General features: G+C 44.7%; 15 protein-coding genes. 5 read left to right on the top strand and 10 right to left on the bottom strand.

All coding sequences use genetic code 11. The annotated features are described in order from the left end of the window. Positions 1-209, bottom strand: a 209-nt coding sequence (locus A142_RS18785; protein ID WP_019821726.1) for a hypothetical protein, incomplete at its 3' end; no start/stop codon positions are given. 170 nt (positions 210-379) lie between these two features. Between A142_RS18785 and A142_RS18780 the strand changes: the two genes are divergently transcribed. Continuing rightward, complete coding sequence (locus A142_RS18780; protein ID WP_019821725.1) at positions 380-1429, top strand: cysteine synthase A; 1050 nt, start codon at positions 380-382, stop codon at positions 1427-1429. Positions 1430-1534: 105 nt separating this feature from the next. Here A142_RS18780 and A142_RS18775 read toward each other — a convergent pair whose 3' ends face one another. After that, the gene (locus A142_RS18775) at positions 1535-2101 is read right to left on the bottom strand and encodes a helix-turn-helix domain-containing protein (protein WP_019821724.1); all 567 of its coding nucleotides are present in this window, start codon (positions 2099-2101) and stop codon (positions 1535-1537) included. A gap of 100 nt (positions 2102-2201) precedes the next feature. Here A142_RS18775 and A142_RS18770 point away from each other — a divergent pair, with 100 nt between their 5' ends. Both A142_RS18770 and A142_RS18765 read left to right on the top strand, forming a co-directional pair. After that, positions 2202-3395 (top strand): benzoate/H(+) symporter BenE family transporter, encoded by a 1194-nt coding sequence (locus A142_RS18770; protein ID WP_019821723.1) that lies wholly within the window; start codon positions 2202-2204, stop codon positions 3393-3395. Between the two features lie 170 nt (positions 3396-3565). Further along, positions 3566-3952: a hypothetical protein gene (locus A142_RS18765; RefSeq protein WP_019821722.1), complete on the top strand. Its 387-nt coding sequence runs from the start codon at positions 3566-3568 to the stop codon at positions 3950-3952. A gap of 155 nt (positions 3953-4107) precedes the next feature. Here the strand turns inward: A142_RS18765 and A142_RS18760 are convergent, their stop codons facing one another. After that, positions 4108-5040 (bottom strand): LysR family transcriptional regulator, encoded by a 933-nt coding sequence (locus A142_RS18760; RefSeq protein ID WP_019821721.1) that lies wholly within the window; start codon positions 5038-5040, stop codon positions 4108-4110. A gap of 267 nt (positions 5041-5307) precedes the next feature. On the opposite strand from A142_RS18760, the gene A142_RS18755 reads away from it, so the two are divergent. Together A142_RS18755 and A142_RS18750 are read left to right on the top strand one after the other, a co-directional pair. Next, positions 5308-6075 (top strand): glycine betaine ABC transporter substrate-binding protein, encoded by a 768-nt coding sequence (locus A142_RS18755; RefSeq protein ID WP_029405406.1) that lies wholly within the window; start codon positions 5308-5310, stop codon positions 6073-6075. 156 nt (positions 6076-6231) lie between these two features. Then, positions 6232-7257 carry a zinc-binding alcohol dehydrogenase family protein gene (locus A142_RS18750; RefSeq protein WP_019821719.1) on the top strand — a complete coding sequence of 342 codons (1026 nt, stop codon included), beginning with the start codon at positions 6232-6234 and terminating at the stop codon, positions 7255-7257. A gap of 123 nt (positions 7258-7380) precedes the next feature. Here the strand turns inward: A142_RS18750 and A142_RS18745 are convergent, their stop codons facing one another. The 7 genes from A142_RS18745 to A142_RS18715 all read right to left on the bottom strand — a co-directional run bounded on the left by A142_RS18745 (position 7381) and on the right by A142_RS18715 (position 15861). Next, positions 7381-7974, bottom strand: coding sequence for a CIA30 family protein (locus tag A142_RS18745; RefSeq protein WP_431306028.1), 594 nt, complete (start codon positions 7972-7974; stop codon positions 7381-7383). 67 nt (positions 7975-8041) lie between these two features. Continuing rightward, entirely contained in the window at positions 8042-8308 is a 267-nt protein-coding gene (locus tag A142_RS18740) for a DUF3081 domain-containing protein (protein WP_019821717.1), read from the bottom strand. Positions 8309-8585: 277 nt separating this feature from the next. Beyond that, positions 8586-9788, bottom strand: coding sequence for a type III PLP-dependent enzyme (locus A142_RS18735; RefSeq protein WP_019821716.1), 1203 nt, complete (start codon positions 9786-9788; stop codon positions 8586-8588). Next, positions 9781-11646, bottom strand: a complete 1866-nt coding sequence (locus tag A142_RS18730; RefSeq protein WP_019821715.1) for a siderophore biosynthesis protein PvsD — start codon at positions 11644-11646, stop codon at positions 9781-9783. The genes A142_RS18735 and A142_RS18730 overlap by 8 nt, the downstream gene beginning before the upstream one ends. Further along, positions 11618-12835 carry an MFS transporter gene (locus A142_RS18725; protein ID WP_019821714.1) on the bottom strand — a complete coding sequence of 406 codons (1218 nt, stop codon included), beginning with the start codon at positions 12833-12835 and terminating at the stop codon, positions 11618-11620. The genes A142_RS18730 and A142_RS18725 overlap by 29 nt, the downstream gene beginning before the upstream one ends. Before the next feature lie 6 nt (positions 12836-12841). Then, positions 12842-14653, bottom strand: coding sequence for a siderophore biosynthesis protein PsvB (locus A142_RS18720; RefSeq protein ID WP_019821713.1), 1812 nt, complete (start codon positions 14651-14653; stop codon positions 12842-12844). Beyond that, entirely contained in the window at positions 14650-15861 is a 1212-nt protein-coding gene (locus tag A142_RS18715; RefSeq protein ID WP_019821712.1) for an ATP-grasp domain-containing protein, read from the bottom strand. The genes A142_RS18720 and A142_RS18715 overlap by 4 nt, the downstream gene beginning before the upstream one ends. Between the last annotated feature and the right edge of the window lie 208 nt (positions 15862-16069).

Raw genomic sequence — 16069 nt, 5'->3', positions numbered from 1 at the left:
ACTTGGTAACAAGTGTCGTCTACTCGACAGCATCGAGGTAACTCTTCCCCTGACATAAACATCAGTTCGGACTTTTTAAACATCTCAGGGTCTTGCTGTTCTTCGCCTGCTTGAAACCGACCTTCGATACTGTCTTGAAATAAGTTGGTTAATTTGGTCATTTCAGTTACATCAACGAGGTCACCGCTTTTTTTCTCTTTTAGAAACATTTTTTTGCCCTCAACCTAATCGGTCACCCCTAATTATAATTGCTATTTGGAAAATGAGAGTCTTTTCAATTCCGGCACTTCTTGACTAAGCAGACCCCAGAGCTACGCTTATGATCATCGACAACCCAATCGATGAACAAACTTATCCTCAACAAATAAATGGAGTCGCGATGTCATCTGCCCATATTGCAAACAATCTCAGTGAACTGATTGGCGATACCGATCTTGTTAGAATCAACAGTCTTTCAGAGATATCAGGTTGTGAGATTCTTATTAAGTGTGAACACCAGAACCCGGGAGGTTCGATTAAAGATAGAGCGGCACTTCAGTTGGTTATGGATGCAATAGAAGCCGGTAAGCTTAAGCCGGGAATGACAATCGTTGAAGGTACTGCTGGTAATACGGGAATAGGCCTTGCTCTAGTCGCTAAATCCCTCGGTTACAAAATGTTGGTGGTGATGCCAAAAGGGCAGGCACAAGAGAAAGAGCGCATGATCTCGCTTTATAATGCTGAACTGTTATTGGTCGACCCTTGTCCTTTTGCAAACCCTGAACATTTTTACCACACGGCTAAGCGGATTGGTGTCGAAAATGAGAATTATTGGTGGGCAGATCAGTTTGAAAATCTCAGTAATTATCGAGCGCACTATTTAAATACTGGACCTGAGATCTGGCTGCAAACACAGGGGAATATTGATGCTCTAGTTTCAGTGGTGGGGACGGGTGGAACCATTGCCGGAAACTCACACTATCTATCTGAGCAGCAACCCAATCTCGAAACTTGGTTAGTTGACCCAAATGGGTCCGGCATTTATTCGTTTCTACGTAATGGACACTATCAATCAACGGGAAGTTCGTTCACGGAAGGCATAGGGATCATGCGAACGGTTGAAAATTTCAGGCAGGCAAAAATCAATCGTGCAATCACGCTGCCCGATCAGGATTTGGTGACGATATCCCGCCTTGTTGCGGAGCATGACGGTATTCTTCTAGGAAGCAGTTCGTCGTTGAACGTAGCAGGTGCGCTATACGCTGCGGCTAGAATGGGGAAAGGGAAAACCATCGTTACATTTAGCTGTGACCTTGCTGAGCGCTCGTATTCGAAGCTGCACAACGAAGCGTTTCTGAAAGAAAAAGAGATACAGCTTAATAAAGAAAACCTTTCTCAACTATGGGCACGTTACCAAGCAGAAGATGGCAGCATGGTCGTCAACGTATAGTCGTTCTCAGTGAATATTAGCCAGTGGGATGCCTGCTCTTTCGTTAGCGATGGACATCCGTTAGCGCTAAACATCCGGTTATAGCCGTTATCACCAAATCCGGCACTATTGCTTGTTATTAGGGTAGTGAATCACATTATGAAATACGGCATTTCCTTCACCGATATTTTTGTAGGCATGGGTCTGGTTGGCATTGAAGCGAACGGCTTGTCCTGCGCGTAACGTATGCCACTCATCATCAAACATCACGGCCATCTCTCCTGAAATGCATAAGATGTGCTCAGTGACGCCTGCGTTATGTGGGGCCGATTCATGTTGGTAATCGGGGGCTAGGGTGAGTTCGAATATTTCAAATCCTAGTGCTTCCTCAAAAGGAAACAACAAACTGACGAAAAAACCAATGTTGTATTCCTCATGTCTTAGTTCGTTTGCATCTCTGAATAAACTCGTCAGTTCACTGTTTGAGCTAGCCGCGATAAAACTCGAAAGTGACACCTCGAACCCAGAAGCTATCTGCCAGAGCTTAGCGACTGTCGGGCTGGATTCTCCACGTTCAATTTGTCCTAGCATTGCTTTACTCACGCCTGTTGCTTTCGCTGTTTTGTCTAAGCTCCAGCCTTTTTCTTGGCGAAGGCGTTTCAAATTAACGCCGACTTTAATTTCTGTTTGCATCTTTTCTCTACAAATTTTTTAAAAAATCAGTTGTGCGTTATAGCGCACAGGTGCTAAGTTCAATCTATGGACGTTATAACGCACACGGGAACAAATTAACATGACTAAGCTAAAATTTTCTCACGTCAGTACCGGCTTTATTGCTGTTTTCATCGGTTATGCGAGTGCTGCTGCGATCATTTTCCAAGCGGCAATGAGTGCAGGAGCAACTGAAGAGCAAGTCGCGTCATGGTTTTGGGCGTTGGGAATTGGCATGGGCGCCACTACGATATTGCTCTCGCTCTATTACAAGAAACCTGTGGTTACAGCTTGGTCGACCCCCGGAGCAGCGTTGTTAATTACTTCTTTGGAAGGGCTAACAATGAATCAGGCGGTTGCGGTGTTCTTTTTTAGCTCTTTGTTGATCACGCTGGTTGGCTTAGCGGGAATCTTTGAGAAGGTACTTAAGCAGATCCCAACATCAATCGCGTCTGCCATGCTAGCGGGGATTTTGTTGCAGTTTGGTTTGGGGTTGTTTACGTCGTTAATGGAAGAAGTTCAGGTAGTTGCGGTTATGCTTACTGTATTTATTTTGGCTAAAGCAAGGTTAGGAAACTTACTGATCCCAAGCATTTTCGTTATTGCTTTGGTGATGTGTGTCGGCTTTGGCAAACTTGATGTCAGTCAGGTCACAGTAGGTTTAACTGTACCGGTATTTATTATGCCTGATTTTGAGTTCTTCTCGTTGGTTAGCGTCGGTATCCCATTGTTTATTGTGACTATGGCTTCGCAGAACTTGCCAGGTTTTGCTGTGCTTAAAGCGAACGGATACCAAGTTGATTCATCTAAGATCATCACCACCACTGGTGTGACCGGGCTACTATTGGCTCCACTTGGAGGCTTTGCGTATAACCTTGCAGCTATTACAGGAGCAATCTGCATGGGCCCTAATGCAGATGATAATCCAAAAACACGTTATATGGCTGGGATCTCGATGGGTGTATTTTACCTGTTAGCTGGTGTGATGGGGATGTCATTCGTGTCGTTGTTTAGCGCGGTTCCCTCAGCGGTTGTGATAGCTGTCGCGGGTTTAGCAGTGATGCCTACATTGATGAATTGTTTAGCCGTTTCGATGGCAGACAACCACTATCGAGAGCCAGCACTTTTTACTTTCCTATTTACGGCTTCTGGCACCAATTTATTAGGCATTGGCAGTGCATTTTGGGGTCTTTGCATCGGGTTATTTTGTTGCTGGTTACACAATTACAAGGCTAAGTCGCGTAGAGTAGACAAGACTTCGCAAACTTCGTCGTAATGAGATGATCTCCCAAGTGAGCGAAGCCTCAAATTTATCAGTCGTCACTATGGTGCTCTGTACTTGGTAAAAATATTCAGATCGAATCAGCCTTAGGTTGTGATTGAGATAGTATTTTGCTACAAAACGCGCATAATCTCGCTATATAACATTTAAAGAAGAAATTACTTATGACTAGCTTTCAATACTACTTTCACCAACTGCCTTGCTTCGACTGTAAAAAAACGACAGTAAGTACTGATCTTGGTTGGTTAACGCCTGCGATGAAAGACGATGCTATCGCACAAGTGACAGCGACACTTGCACAAGGCGAGGTTACTCCTGATCTTTCAGCAGATGTGGTTTGTACTAAAGAAGAAGCTCGAGAATACTTACTGCTTAACTTCTTTGGTTATTCAGAAGAAGAGCTCGCAAGCGGGATTGAAGCGGATGATGAAAAAGAAGTAGCAGACGAAATCGCAGAGCTACTAGAAGAAGGTAAAGACACCATCACCTTCGAACATGAGATTGCTCTTCAGTGCTGCGCAGACTGCGATGTTGAAGACGAGTCAAACTAAGCTCTTGTATTAAGGGTATTAAACCAAGTACTTGTAATACAGTCAGTATGTTCATCATACCCATATGATGTTCAAATGATTAAAAGCGTTAGCGAATTGAAGTTCGCTAACGCTTTTTTGTATCTCTACGTCTGATCTCTAAGCAGCATTCGATCCTATGATGCTTTATTTTCTATAATACCTTGGTCACCCAATTGAGAAAGGATCGCTGCGGTTTTCTCTCTGAATAAGTCTCTTAACAAGCGAACGGTCGGGGTAATGGATTGACGGCTTGGACACACTAACCAAAGTTCGGTTGGCGTTGGTTTGAATTCAGGCATAACATTGATGACCTCACCAGAGAGCAAGTGCTTCGACATATCTAAACAAGACTTTATTGCGATACCTTTCCCTGCAATACACCAACGTCTCACAAGGTCAGCATCGTTCGATGCACGATTCCCTTTAAGCTTCACTTTATGATCTTGATTGCCATCGTTAAACGCCCATTCGTCTTGCAACATGTCGTGGAGTTGGTAAAGCAAACCATTGTGCTGAGCTAAGTCACTAGGCTGTTTTGGTGTTCCCATTTCAGCCAAATATTCAGGAGCAGCACACAATACCCTCGGCACATCGCATATCTTAAAACCATACATGTTGGCATCGGTTGGGGAACCGTAACGTAACGCCATATCGACGGAATCTCGGTAGAAGTCGATATTGCTATCGCTGATGCTAGTGCGAAGCGTCGCTTTTGGGTATTCAAGCAAGAACTCATCTAACCAAGGTATGATTAGGTTACGCCCTAGATCCGATGAAAGCGCAATACGAATTTCACCGTCGACAACCCCAAGCTCCTCCCGCATGTTGAGTTTCGCTTGCTCCAACATTTTCAACGCTTGTTCACATTCAGGCAGATAACGCTCACCCGCGGTAGAGAGCCTTAGGTGGCGTGTGGTTCTTACAAACAATTCTGCCCCCAGTGCAGCTTCAACACGTTTGACGGCAGCGCTTGCGGTGGCAGTGCGCATATCAAGGTTGGTGGCTGCAGCGGTGATACTGCGAAACTCCGCCACTTTCAAAATGACCTGTAAGTCTTCAAGAAGCATGTTATCTACCTGTATTGAATTATGTTCTAAACATGGGGTTGGGATATTTCCCGATCACACTCTGTAAATGGGTTATCTCTACTTATCGCTTCTAAGTTAGCTTCAAACACTTAATTGTCAAAATTAATTTGATAATAATTCAAATGTGAAGCTGTTTTTCATTAGTAATTTTCTCACTATCATTTCCCCTATCGACAACGTAGCGCAGTACACACCGTATGGACGAAGCCTACGATCTAGGGGGATAAGATGACTAAGACAATCACAATGGGTGTAACGGATTTGTCGTTCCACCGTACGGCCGCTTCATTGGTTGCCAATGTATTGAAAACCATGGGGGTTGAGGTAGAGCGCATTTTCTCTCCACATCAGGAGAACTTTGAAAAGCTGAAGACAGGCCAAGTGGATATGCTTTCTTCTGCGTGGCTGCCATCAAGTCACGGCATCTACAAAGCGGGCGTTGAAGAAGTTGAGCCGCTTATCGAGCTTGGGCTTCATTATGAACCTTACGCGTTGTGGGGCGTACCAGACTATGTGCCTGAAGAGGCGGTTTCTGAAGTCTCTGATTTATTAAAAGCCGAAGTGATCGAGAAAATGAACTCGACCATCCAGGGTATCAACCACGGTGCTGGTATCACACGCTTCTCTATCCAGATGATGAAAGACTATGGCCTGAGCGATGTCGGCTACGAATTCTTCTCTGGAAGTGAAGCGGATTGTTTTGATGCATTTGAAAGTGCGGTCGCAAACAAAGAGTGGGTCATCGTGCCCTTATGGAAACCGCAGTTTCTACATTATCGTTACGATATTCGAGAACTTAAAGAGCCTAAAGGCTTACTCGGAATCGTTGACAGAGCGGTACTGCTTTTAAGAGATGACAAGAAGCACTTGTTTAACGAAGAGCAGATTCAGAAGTTGGATTCCCTACGCTTCTCGAATGACATTATCGCAGAGCTGGATTACAAAGTTTGCCGTGAAGGTAAACCACAAGATCAAGTCACACATGATTGGTTGATTGAGAGAGGCCTGATTTAACCTCTCAGTCTTTGGCAATGCAGTTAGATGTCTGCATTACCCAGATAGCGGTAACACCATTATCAAAAATTATTTGAGAATTATTCAAATATTAGGCGGTTTATATGGAGTGAGAATTGACTAAGATTAACTCGTCTAATTCAAGGAGAAAGCACAATGTCAGTACCATCAAAAATGAAAGCTATCGGATTTACTCAATCACTTGCGATTACAGAGCAAGACAGTTTATTTGAGTTTGAAACGAGTCTGCCAGAACTAAAAAATAATGACTTGCTGGTAAAAGTGAGCGCGACTTCTATTAACCCTGCTGACGCAAAAATTCGTATTCGTAGTGCCAAGGATAAAACACTCGAACAACCTAAAGTGTTGGGTTATGACGCAGTCGGTGAAGTCGTTGGCAAAGGTGCTGACGTTGAAGGCTTCGAAGTCGGTGACCGTGTGTACTATGCGGGTAACGTAACACGTATGGGGGCTAACGCAGAATACCAAGCTGTGGACTACCATATTACTTCTCGTGCACCTAAGAGCCTTTCTGACGAAGCTGCAGCCGTTATGCCACTAGCAACACTAACTGCATGGGAAGCGTTGTTTGACCGCCTTCGTGTTCGTCCTGAAGAGAAAAAGTCTATCCTGATCATTGGTGGAGCAGGCGGTGTAGGTTCAATTACGATTCAACTGGCTAAGCAACTGACCAACCTCAATGTTATCGCTACAGCTTCAAGACCTGAAACGGAGCAGTGGGTAAGGGATATGGGGGCGGACTATGTGGTGAACCACCGTAACCTTGTCGAGTCTGTGCGAGAACAAGGCATTCAACATGTCGATTACATCTTCAATGTTGCTGATACAAAAGGGCACTGGGATGCGATGGTTGAGTTGATCGCACCGCAAGGCATGATCAGTTCGATTGTAGAATTCGATGGCGGCATTGACTTATCAGCGCTGCAAGGCAAATCAGCAGGCTTTGTTTGGGAGCTGATGTTCACACGTTCACTGTTCAATACAGAGGATATCCAGAATCAGCAAGACATCCTATTCCAAGCCGCGAATCTGATTGATGCGGGCCGTATTAAATCGACGCTAACCTCGACCCTAAGTGGCTTTAGTGTGGATACAATCAAAGATGCACACCAACGTATTGAAAGCAGTGCCTCGATTGGTAAAACAGCCATCAAATACTAATTGCTGATGTTTTAATCCGTCGTTGTTTTGAGTCGTTGACGGTTTAAATAGAAGAAGCCCCCTGATATCTGATTGCTAGACAAAAGGTATCAGGGGCTTTTGTTTGTTTTCAGTTTAGTTGGTTTAGTTAGCTTCTGGTGATGTGATGGGTTGCGATGTTTTGAAGTGAAGGCGTATTAGGTCTAGCTCAAAAGGCGAGGGCTGTTTGTCTGCAATCAAAAATCCGACTTGTTTGATATCTTGTGCTTTAAGTTCCGGCGCATCGCTCAGTAGCCGACCTCTGAACACCGCTTGAAAGTCCTTTAGGTGGAAGACTTTCTTGAGTTGCTCACCTTTGATGGTTTCAAAGCTGTGCTTGTAGTTAGTTCTATTTCCATATATCCAAGTTGTGAACCGTAATTGATAAGTTCGGCCGTCACCAACAAACTTCAGCTCTATACTGTCCACATCAGAGTTTACGGATTCAACGGAGCGGTTGATTGAACTGAAACCACCGTTATTCTCCAACGATAGCTCACCCCTGAATTGACTTATCCCATCATCATAAATGAACCCGCCGGTTGATATGCCGCCCATGACATTGTCATTGGTCGCTGCCCAGTTTTTGTACTCTTGAGGTTGTGTGAAATCTATCATCTCTGTTCCAGCTGTTGACGCTTTAGACCATAAAAAAGAAAGGCAGAACATTAACCATAAAGGCGCTGTTCGCTTACGCATTGAATGCGTTCTAAAGTCGGATTCGTTCATGATTTTCTCCATTATTTACTCGTTAGCTATAGATAGTTTACGGAGAAGGTTCAGTTTCAAGCATAGCTAAACAACGGTTGATGAAGTCTTCATAGTTCGATGCCTTGTCGTATTCGATCTTCAATGAACCATGGAACATCAGTGTTACCGTGACGTCTCTGTAGCTTAACCAACAGGTGTAGCCGTCGTAATCGTGCCAGGCTACCATTTCGCCCAATTGATATTTGCTATCCAATTGCTTGCCCGAGGAGCGAATGCAATCGAACACTCTGAGAAACTCTAAAATGGTGATTCTGTTGTCCATGTACCACTCCCGCTGCGCAGTCGATGAAAAAGGCTAAGTGCTTGTATTCGAATTAACTACGGTTTGGTTATGCATTACGATCACAGTGGGGAGTCGAGTACTCAATCGCTGTAGCTGTTTTGCAAAAGGGCTAAGACAAACAGAAGAAAGGCGTTAGTAGACTTGAGTTTACTAACGCCTTTTTCATTTAGTGTTCTTTATATTTAGTGTCTTTAGCTGGCTCTATGGATCTTCAACTCAAACCGTCAGTTAGAAATCATAGATCACAGTGGGATGCCTAGAAATAATGAAACACCGGAGGTTCATGCATTAAGAAGTTTTGATGCGAGATATTCCAAGCATAAGCGCCTGCTAGAGTGAACACCACATAGTCACCAATATCGACCTGCTCGATATGTTGATTTCGTGCCAGAACATCTTTTGGCGTACAAAGCTGTCCAACCAACGTGGCTGTGGCATGGTTTATCGGATGTGAAATCGTGGGTTGCTGATTACTTTCCACGATAACAAACGGGTGGTCATGGTTTTGTGCTGCCGGAGTACGGAAATGATGTGTTCCACCACGAGCAATCACAAAATGCTCGCCAAGATTTTGTTTAATATCCAAGACCTCCATTACGTAATAGCCACAAGGTGCAGAGATGTAGCGGCCACATTCAAAACGCAGTGTCCAATCTTGTAAATGTTCCTTGGAAATCAGGAACTCCAATTTGTCGCAAAACTCCATCCAAGGAAAATGTTGTTTAGGGTTTTGGTAATTGATCCCCATGCCACCACCGAGGTTGATGATCAACTCATCGAGTGAGAACGTTTTTTTCCACTCTTTGACCACTTGGAAATAGCGTTGCATCAAGGCGAGGTGGCGATCAACGTCGAGTTGATGTGACATCAAATGGAAGTGAAAGCCTTTCAACTTTATTAAGGGGAAATCGCGTAGGTACATCAGCGCGTTGTTTAACTCACTTTCATCTAAACCAAATGGGGTGGGCTTTCCGCCCATGGCTAATTTGCTAAGTGTGATGTCTCCAATGTCGATGTTCATACGCAGGAAGATCGAAGCAGGCCGATTCAATTTTTGTGTTAAAAGACCAATGCGTTGTAACTCAGTGAGGCTCTCTACATGAATCGCATCAACATCGAGTTCAATTGCTTGCTCCAGTTCACTGGGCATTTTCCCCGGGCCACCAAAGATCAGTGGTTTATTGAGTTGTTGCTGGTGGAGGTGTGTAAGCTCTCCGCCTGATGCAGCTTCGAAGCCATCAACATAAGGAGCTAAAGTCCGCAGTATCGGCGCTGAAGGATTCGCTTTCGCCGCGTAAAATAGCTCTACGTTTTTTGGCAATACATGGCGCATCTGCTTAATGTGCAGCTCCAACGCATCGAGGTCATAAAGATAAGCACATAATGGTTGAGTTTGTTGCTTGGCCAATTTCTGTATTTCTTGATGGATAGAGGCAGAAAGTTGAGGAGAATTAAGCATGGTGAACTCCTTTTGAATGAGTTGGCCACGGTGCTGCAACTTGGGTGTAACCGGACTCTTTATCGGCATTTTGCATCAAACGTGTTGTGAAGTTATTTTTGCTTGGGAAATGACCATCGTTAAGCAATGCCATTAGTTCGGGTTGCTGGCCATTGATCGACTGCCAGCGGACGATAGCGTCTTTTAAAGTTCCCCATAACGAGCTCTCAAGTGCCGAATTACCCTCAGCGATAAAGAAAATGGCCTCACTGATATTGTTTATGAAGGTGCAATAGCCAATACGGTTCCAACCTTGCTCACGACTGTAGTACACCGATTGACGAGCACGTTCTGAAAGTTGCTGAAGTGTTTCTGATGGCCAAAACTCTTGTAGTAGCTTGGTACCTTCTAAGTCTCGAATCCATACACAGCAAGGCATGCCTTTTTCAAATCCAATCAACGTATTTTGTAAATGAGGTTCAAACGCAACCCCATGTTTGAAGTAGTAGTTAAAGACGCCCGGAATCAAACAATGCAGATAGCGCTCAAACCACAGCGTGGCGATATTTTCATATTGGGATTGTGTTGTTTGCGCTTTTTGTTTGAGTTGAGTGGCGATGCAACTGTTCCCGTCTGTATCGTAAGCAAAGAGGGCACCCGCTAACGTTGGTTGCAAAATATCGGTTTCGCTTAAGGTGAAATTCTCTCTATACAAAATACCAAACGACTCTCGAGCCTTAATAACATCCGCATGTTCTTGTTCAGCCATAGATTCTAGATTCAATGTGGTTGCGTAAGGTTCTGTCATTACTTTGAATACTGGATTACGTAACTGTTCACTCTCCTTGATGGGATGCAGAATCGAGGTTAATTGAACGGCACTATCGAGCTCATACCATGCGTTTTTACGTACGCAGTTGGTTAAACGTACATTGATAGAGAACTTAGCAAACCAATCCATATCTGGGTGGTACAGAGTGCGCACGGATGAAGTGGGTAAGAGTTTTTCACCACCTAATCCAAGCGGGATGATTTTGCCTTGTTCAATGGCCGTTTTGACCACTGGGTTTTGCAAAAGTGTGTAAACTTCCCAAGGGTGACAAGGGTAAAGCATGGTACCTGCTGAATTGTTTTCATCAGGTGCAAGTTGTTCAAGCATGGTAGTTGGTGAGGTTCGGTTATCTGAACTCAAGACGTCGAGCAACGTAGTGTCGACCTTAAACCAATACAGGGGAACCTTAGCGCCAACCTCAGGGGAACACGCTAGCAGATCATCGATACTGACACCTGAACGACTCTTTGGCGTTGGATGAAAAGTATGTCCCCAAAGTAACGATTGCTCTGATGCGATAAACGCGTTGTGATGCTGAGGTGAGTTGTCTGAGTTTAGGAACTGCTCGGTAATCAACAAACTGTTTTCCATTTGCTCGACCAACTCGTGATTGAATGGAATCGTCAGCATTTCTTTTAGGTAACTGAGTAGAAGCGTCAGGGTTTGAGTTGCGTCCAATTTGCACCAAGCTGCACCGGGCATTTTAGCCCAAGGTGTATCACTGAGCTTCACTTTTCCCAGTTTACTGGTGTACTCAACGGGTAAAACCATCAGACCATTTTTCTGAGGTTGATCTTGGTGAGGTAGGTGAATGGCCACGCGTTGGTGAGCGTTGTAGTTTCTTTTCAAAGTTTGAGGAAGAGAGGCCGAACTGTAGCGCCAATTAACCTGCTTCTTTGGTATCGCGTATTCACGTAGGTAACAGTTCACCACGCCCATTATGGTATTGAGTTGGGCTTTTTCTCGGTTTAGCAGTACTTTTTTACGATTTTGAAGAACTTGGTCTTCATCGGAATATTCACTTGGAGATAATTGAGTCTGTAACATGTTGATGTCCAAATTTTGAATGGATGATCAGCGCGATAGCCGCAATGCCACTGACCAACATAGAAAGTATGAAAGGAACCTCAAGCCAGCCCTGGCTTGATATGAAAGACGCGCTCAACCCAGCCGCAACGCCACCCCATTTAGACATAGCGTCAAAGCGCGAAAATACTCTGCCGCTTTGTCGTCGATCAATTTGGTTTGCTAACGCTTGATTCAAGCCGTGATAACAGCAAACCATGCCAAGTCCGAAAACAATACGAGCAATAATCAACACTTCTTGATAAGGAGTGAGATGCATTGCGGCACTGAGTGAAAGCAAACTAAAGCCCAGCCATAAAGTACGCTGCGCTTGATTGCGTTCAAGCTGGTGGCGATCAATCCGTTCTGAGAACAGATGAACTTTCCCTGCAAAGACGAGATAAACACCATGTGGGAGGGCATACAAAAATCCAATCCACGCTTGGCTTGTCACGCCATATTGCTGCACATAAGGTGAGAAATAAGGGAACGTGACGACCATGGCGAAAGCAAAACTGAACTGCGCGGCAAACACCCAATAAAGCGTATTTAACGAATTGACTTGGCTGCATTGAGCTTTATCCGATGCCTGATCTTTTACAATCCCCTTAGATTTCGCTAAGTCATCAATGGGTAATGTTAAGGTGATCACTAGCGCGAATAGCGGCAAAGCGGACAGCCACAGATACGCGTTCAGCGGGTTTGTTTCCGATAAACTCCAGCCAAGCCCAATCGGAGCAATAATTAGCGCCAGACGGGCAGAAAGCTGAGTTTTATTGAGTGACTTACCGAGTGCTTTCGCATCGTTGATTTGACTGGATAAGTAGCTGTTTGAGGCGGCCATGGTGCCACCAAAGGTTCCTTGAATGATAAGACCAAACACAAACATTGCGAGGTTATCGGCTAAGCCACACAGCGCGAAGCCTGCTGCAAGCCCGAGTTGAGCACGCAATAGAGATCGACGTCTGCCATATTTATCAGCAAACTGACCCCAAAAGCGCGCCGCAACGGCAGTGCAAAAGGTCGGCAAAATAAACAGTACCCCCGCCCAATCCGAAGTAATGCTTGCATCCAGTGTTGGCAATACCATCGGCAAAAACAGCGGCATTCCTAAGGCTGCAAACGCGGCGATAAAGTGGCTTAAAAGCACGCAATAGATGAGTTTGGTCATGATGGGTTAACTCACGCTCTGCTTGATGTTTTCAAGGTAAGCGTGTTGTGCTTCTTCGCTGGTTAGCCATAAAAAGTTCGGTGCTGACAAGCCATAAAATTTATTGATATCGCTTGCGCCAGATGCCTCTTTAGACAACAAGCTCCCCGAGCTCAATAGATACTTAGCGTATAGGTTGGGTGATTCAAACAACATCTCGTTTGCGAGCTTGGTGTTGTGTCCTTGTTTGTCCAACTGGCTAAGCTGTTGGGAGAGGCTATTGGCGACCATTTCATACAGGTAAGCTGACGTGGCGATTCCTTTCGTCGCCATTGCTTCCACAATCGCGGCAATGTCTAACTGCAAAGTAATCGTGGTAAACATCTGACCAAGAGCAAGCTCGCTGTCTACTGTGATGCGTTGATCTAAAAGGTGATCGCATTTTACAGGCGATTGTTGCTCAAACGTTTGGAAACGCTCTGGCCAAATACGCGCTGCATCGTTGTCTTTCATGGCTAAGGTCATCTTACCTTGCTCATCGAATGCGATGATGGCGTTCTGTTGGTTAGACTCCAAAGCGATACCGTAACGAACCCACAATGTAAGGTGCACTTTGCATAGCAGATCAACGTAATCTTTAAACCAAGTCAGTGTATCTTGCTGATAATACTGCTCGGCGAGATGTTCCAAGAACAAACGTCCATCAGGCATTGGACTAGCAAGGGCAGCCACAGGCACCAGTGCTTTGTCTTGGAAGTAGCTCCGCGGGTATTCACGCACAATATAAGCAAAGGTCTTATCGTCTCCAACATGGCCGCCATGTTTCTCATTACAATGGAAAAGCGTGCCGTGTAAGTCTTGATCTGTTTGTTCTAAGTGCGTCAATAAACGTTCAAACAAATGCCCATCATAAAGTGTGGATGGTTTAATTAGGCGAATGTTTTTAGTACCTAAAGACCGCATGATCAGCGGCACCTTGATGTGGATCTGTGGTGCTTGATTCACGACCACAGTACGTACTGATAAAGTTGGAGTCACCTCTAGATATGCAACCGGAGCTTTGATAACACCGTCAGGAAGTCCATCAAGACTCCTTAGTGTCAATGGATGTGCGGGGAATAACTCATGGCTAAGAGCAAAGTCGGCGGGCAGACCCACTTGCTCCATCGTTGGCCAACATTCAGGTGGTGGACTGGTCAATGTAACGAGTGACTTTTCGATTGCGAGCCAACGAAGTTCAAAGCTTTGTGCAAATTCTGGCGCGAATTGCTCTAGATCGTGATCGCTTAAACCGAACTTAGCACGTGCTGTCGGGTAGTAAGGGTGGTCAAGATAGGATGCGATTTGATCGGCACGTAATAGCTTTTGCTCCCAACGTTCTAGTTGAGAAATTGGCAGCATGAGTGCTTCCGAGTGCTGACTGAAGGCGCTGTCACACAATCCTTTGTGTTTTTCTGCGCATTCGAGTTCTTGCAAATAACCATCTAATAACGAATGCGAGCTTTCGTGAGCACTTGCTTTCAATAATTCTATCCAATCTTGATAGTGCTGCTGGGTTTCAACGACACCATTTCTCTCGATGAACCAACCATCACCTTTCGAGCCATCTGCTTGGCCGTATACCCAACGCTGCATGTAATAGCTCGGAGTAACGGGCAAGTAGAGTGTAAAGTCTGAACCCGAAAAAATAGCCCAAATTTGATTACGAGGATAAGAAGATAACTTGAGTGTACTCGGGAGCTGAGATTTAAATTGGCTTTGAGAAACTAATCCGAATAAATCTTCACGCAAGCAAGTATCGATTAGTCGCTGAGTGAGGTATAACGCGTTTTTATTCATGCTGTTACCTCGTTTGTTGATGTTAGGTTGAAGCGAGAGATTGCCTGTTGCAGAGCGGGTTCTAGAGTTTGACTAGAAGGGGAAACGACCGAAATTCTCGCTAAGTAATCCTTGTTGGAGAAACTTTGTTGGAACGTCTCACCAACTTTTTTAAGCACTTGCTGCTGAATGACAATATCGCCCTCCTGGTGAATGAAAGAGGTTGATGATCCTTCAATCAAACCGCTTTGTTGCGCCACTACATAGTGCACATGGGCACTGCCATCAATACGAAATGTAGGATCAAGTTTGTGACCCAAGTGAAGATTTAAGATGGTATGGAACCAACTCCCGCCACAGAGGTTATCAAGCAAAAACTCCCGGCCATCACCAATACTTCGATAGTTGATCTCGACCAGTACCGGCCCTGAATCTGTGATGATGAACTCGCTATGACAGACACCAAACCCCACCCCGAATTCTTGAAGCTGACGTATACATTCTTCTCGGTAGTGAACGCTGTTAATACCATTCCAACTCGCAGCGGTTTCGATGAAGTAAGGTGGCGCAGAGAGTTCTACATCAAACCCACCAAGAGCGACTAAATTTTCCCCGTCGCCAATGGTTTCGACAGTGATAAGCGGACCTTGTAAAAACGCCTCAACTAAAATGGGAGTGGTAGGGTGCTTTTGCCAAAACGTATCGCAATAGTTATCCAGCTCAGCCGCAGAATCGCAGCGTTGCACGTCTAAACTAGCCACGCCCTCCTTGGGCTTAGCAACGACAGGAAAATCGAAATCGAATACAGGAGCGCTCTCTCTACTTAACAAAACACTCTGAGTATTGGGTAACGACTTTTCGTTGAGAGCCTGACGAGTTAAGTATTTGTTTTTCGCCTTGAGCGTCACATTCCAATCTTTAGCTGGTAGGCCAAAGAACTGTGCACAGATTGCGGTTGAGGTTTGTAGGTGGTCGCTGTTGCTGAACACAGCATGAGGTTCTAGATCTTGCTCTGTGATGATTTCGATGAGTTCAAGAGGGTTGAACACATCGCACTCTAGAATTTCATCTGGATTGAAGCGGTCATCTTCATTCGCCAGTTTTAAGTGGTTGAGCTTTTGGTCTGTGACTAAAACGACGTGGTGACCCATCGCTTTTGCTGTCGGCACGAAGCCATGAGTGACTGCGTCATTCACGACATGAGTCACGATAATAATCGTAGATTTCATGGGCTTTTCCTAATTTTCTAACGTTGTTGTTACCTACTCACACATGACTTTCAAGCGGTCTCTTTCAAGGTTTAAGGAAAGAGTGTTTTGTTATAGCTTTGTTTTTATTGATTATTTTATCATTACGCTTATTGCATAAGGGAAACAAATATAGATCACAAAATTTATATTGCAAACACAAATGATATTTGTTTTCATTCGCACTACT

Origin of the sequence: Vibrio splendidus 12E03 (assembly GCF_000272105.2) — a bacterium.
Classification (GTDB): Bacteria; Pseudomonadota; Gammaproteobacteria; order Enterobacterales; family Vibrionaceae; genus Vibrio; species Vibrio splendidus_I.
Note: the sequence above shows the minus strand (reverse complement) of the source record. Positions and strands in the feature narration are given on the sequence as shown.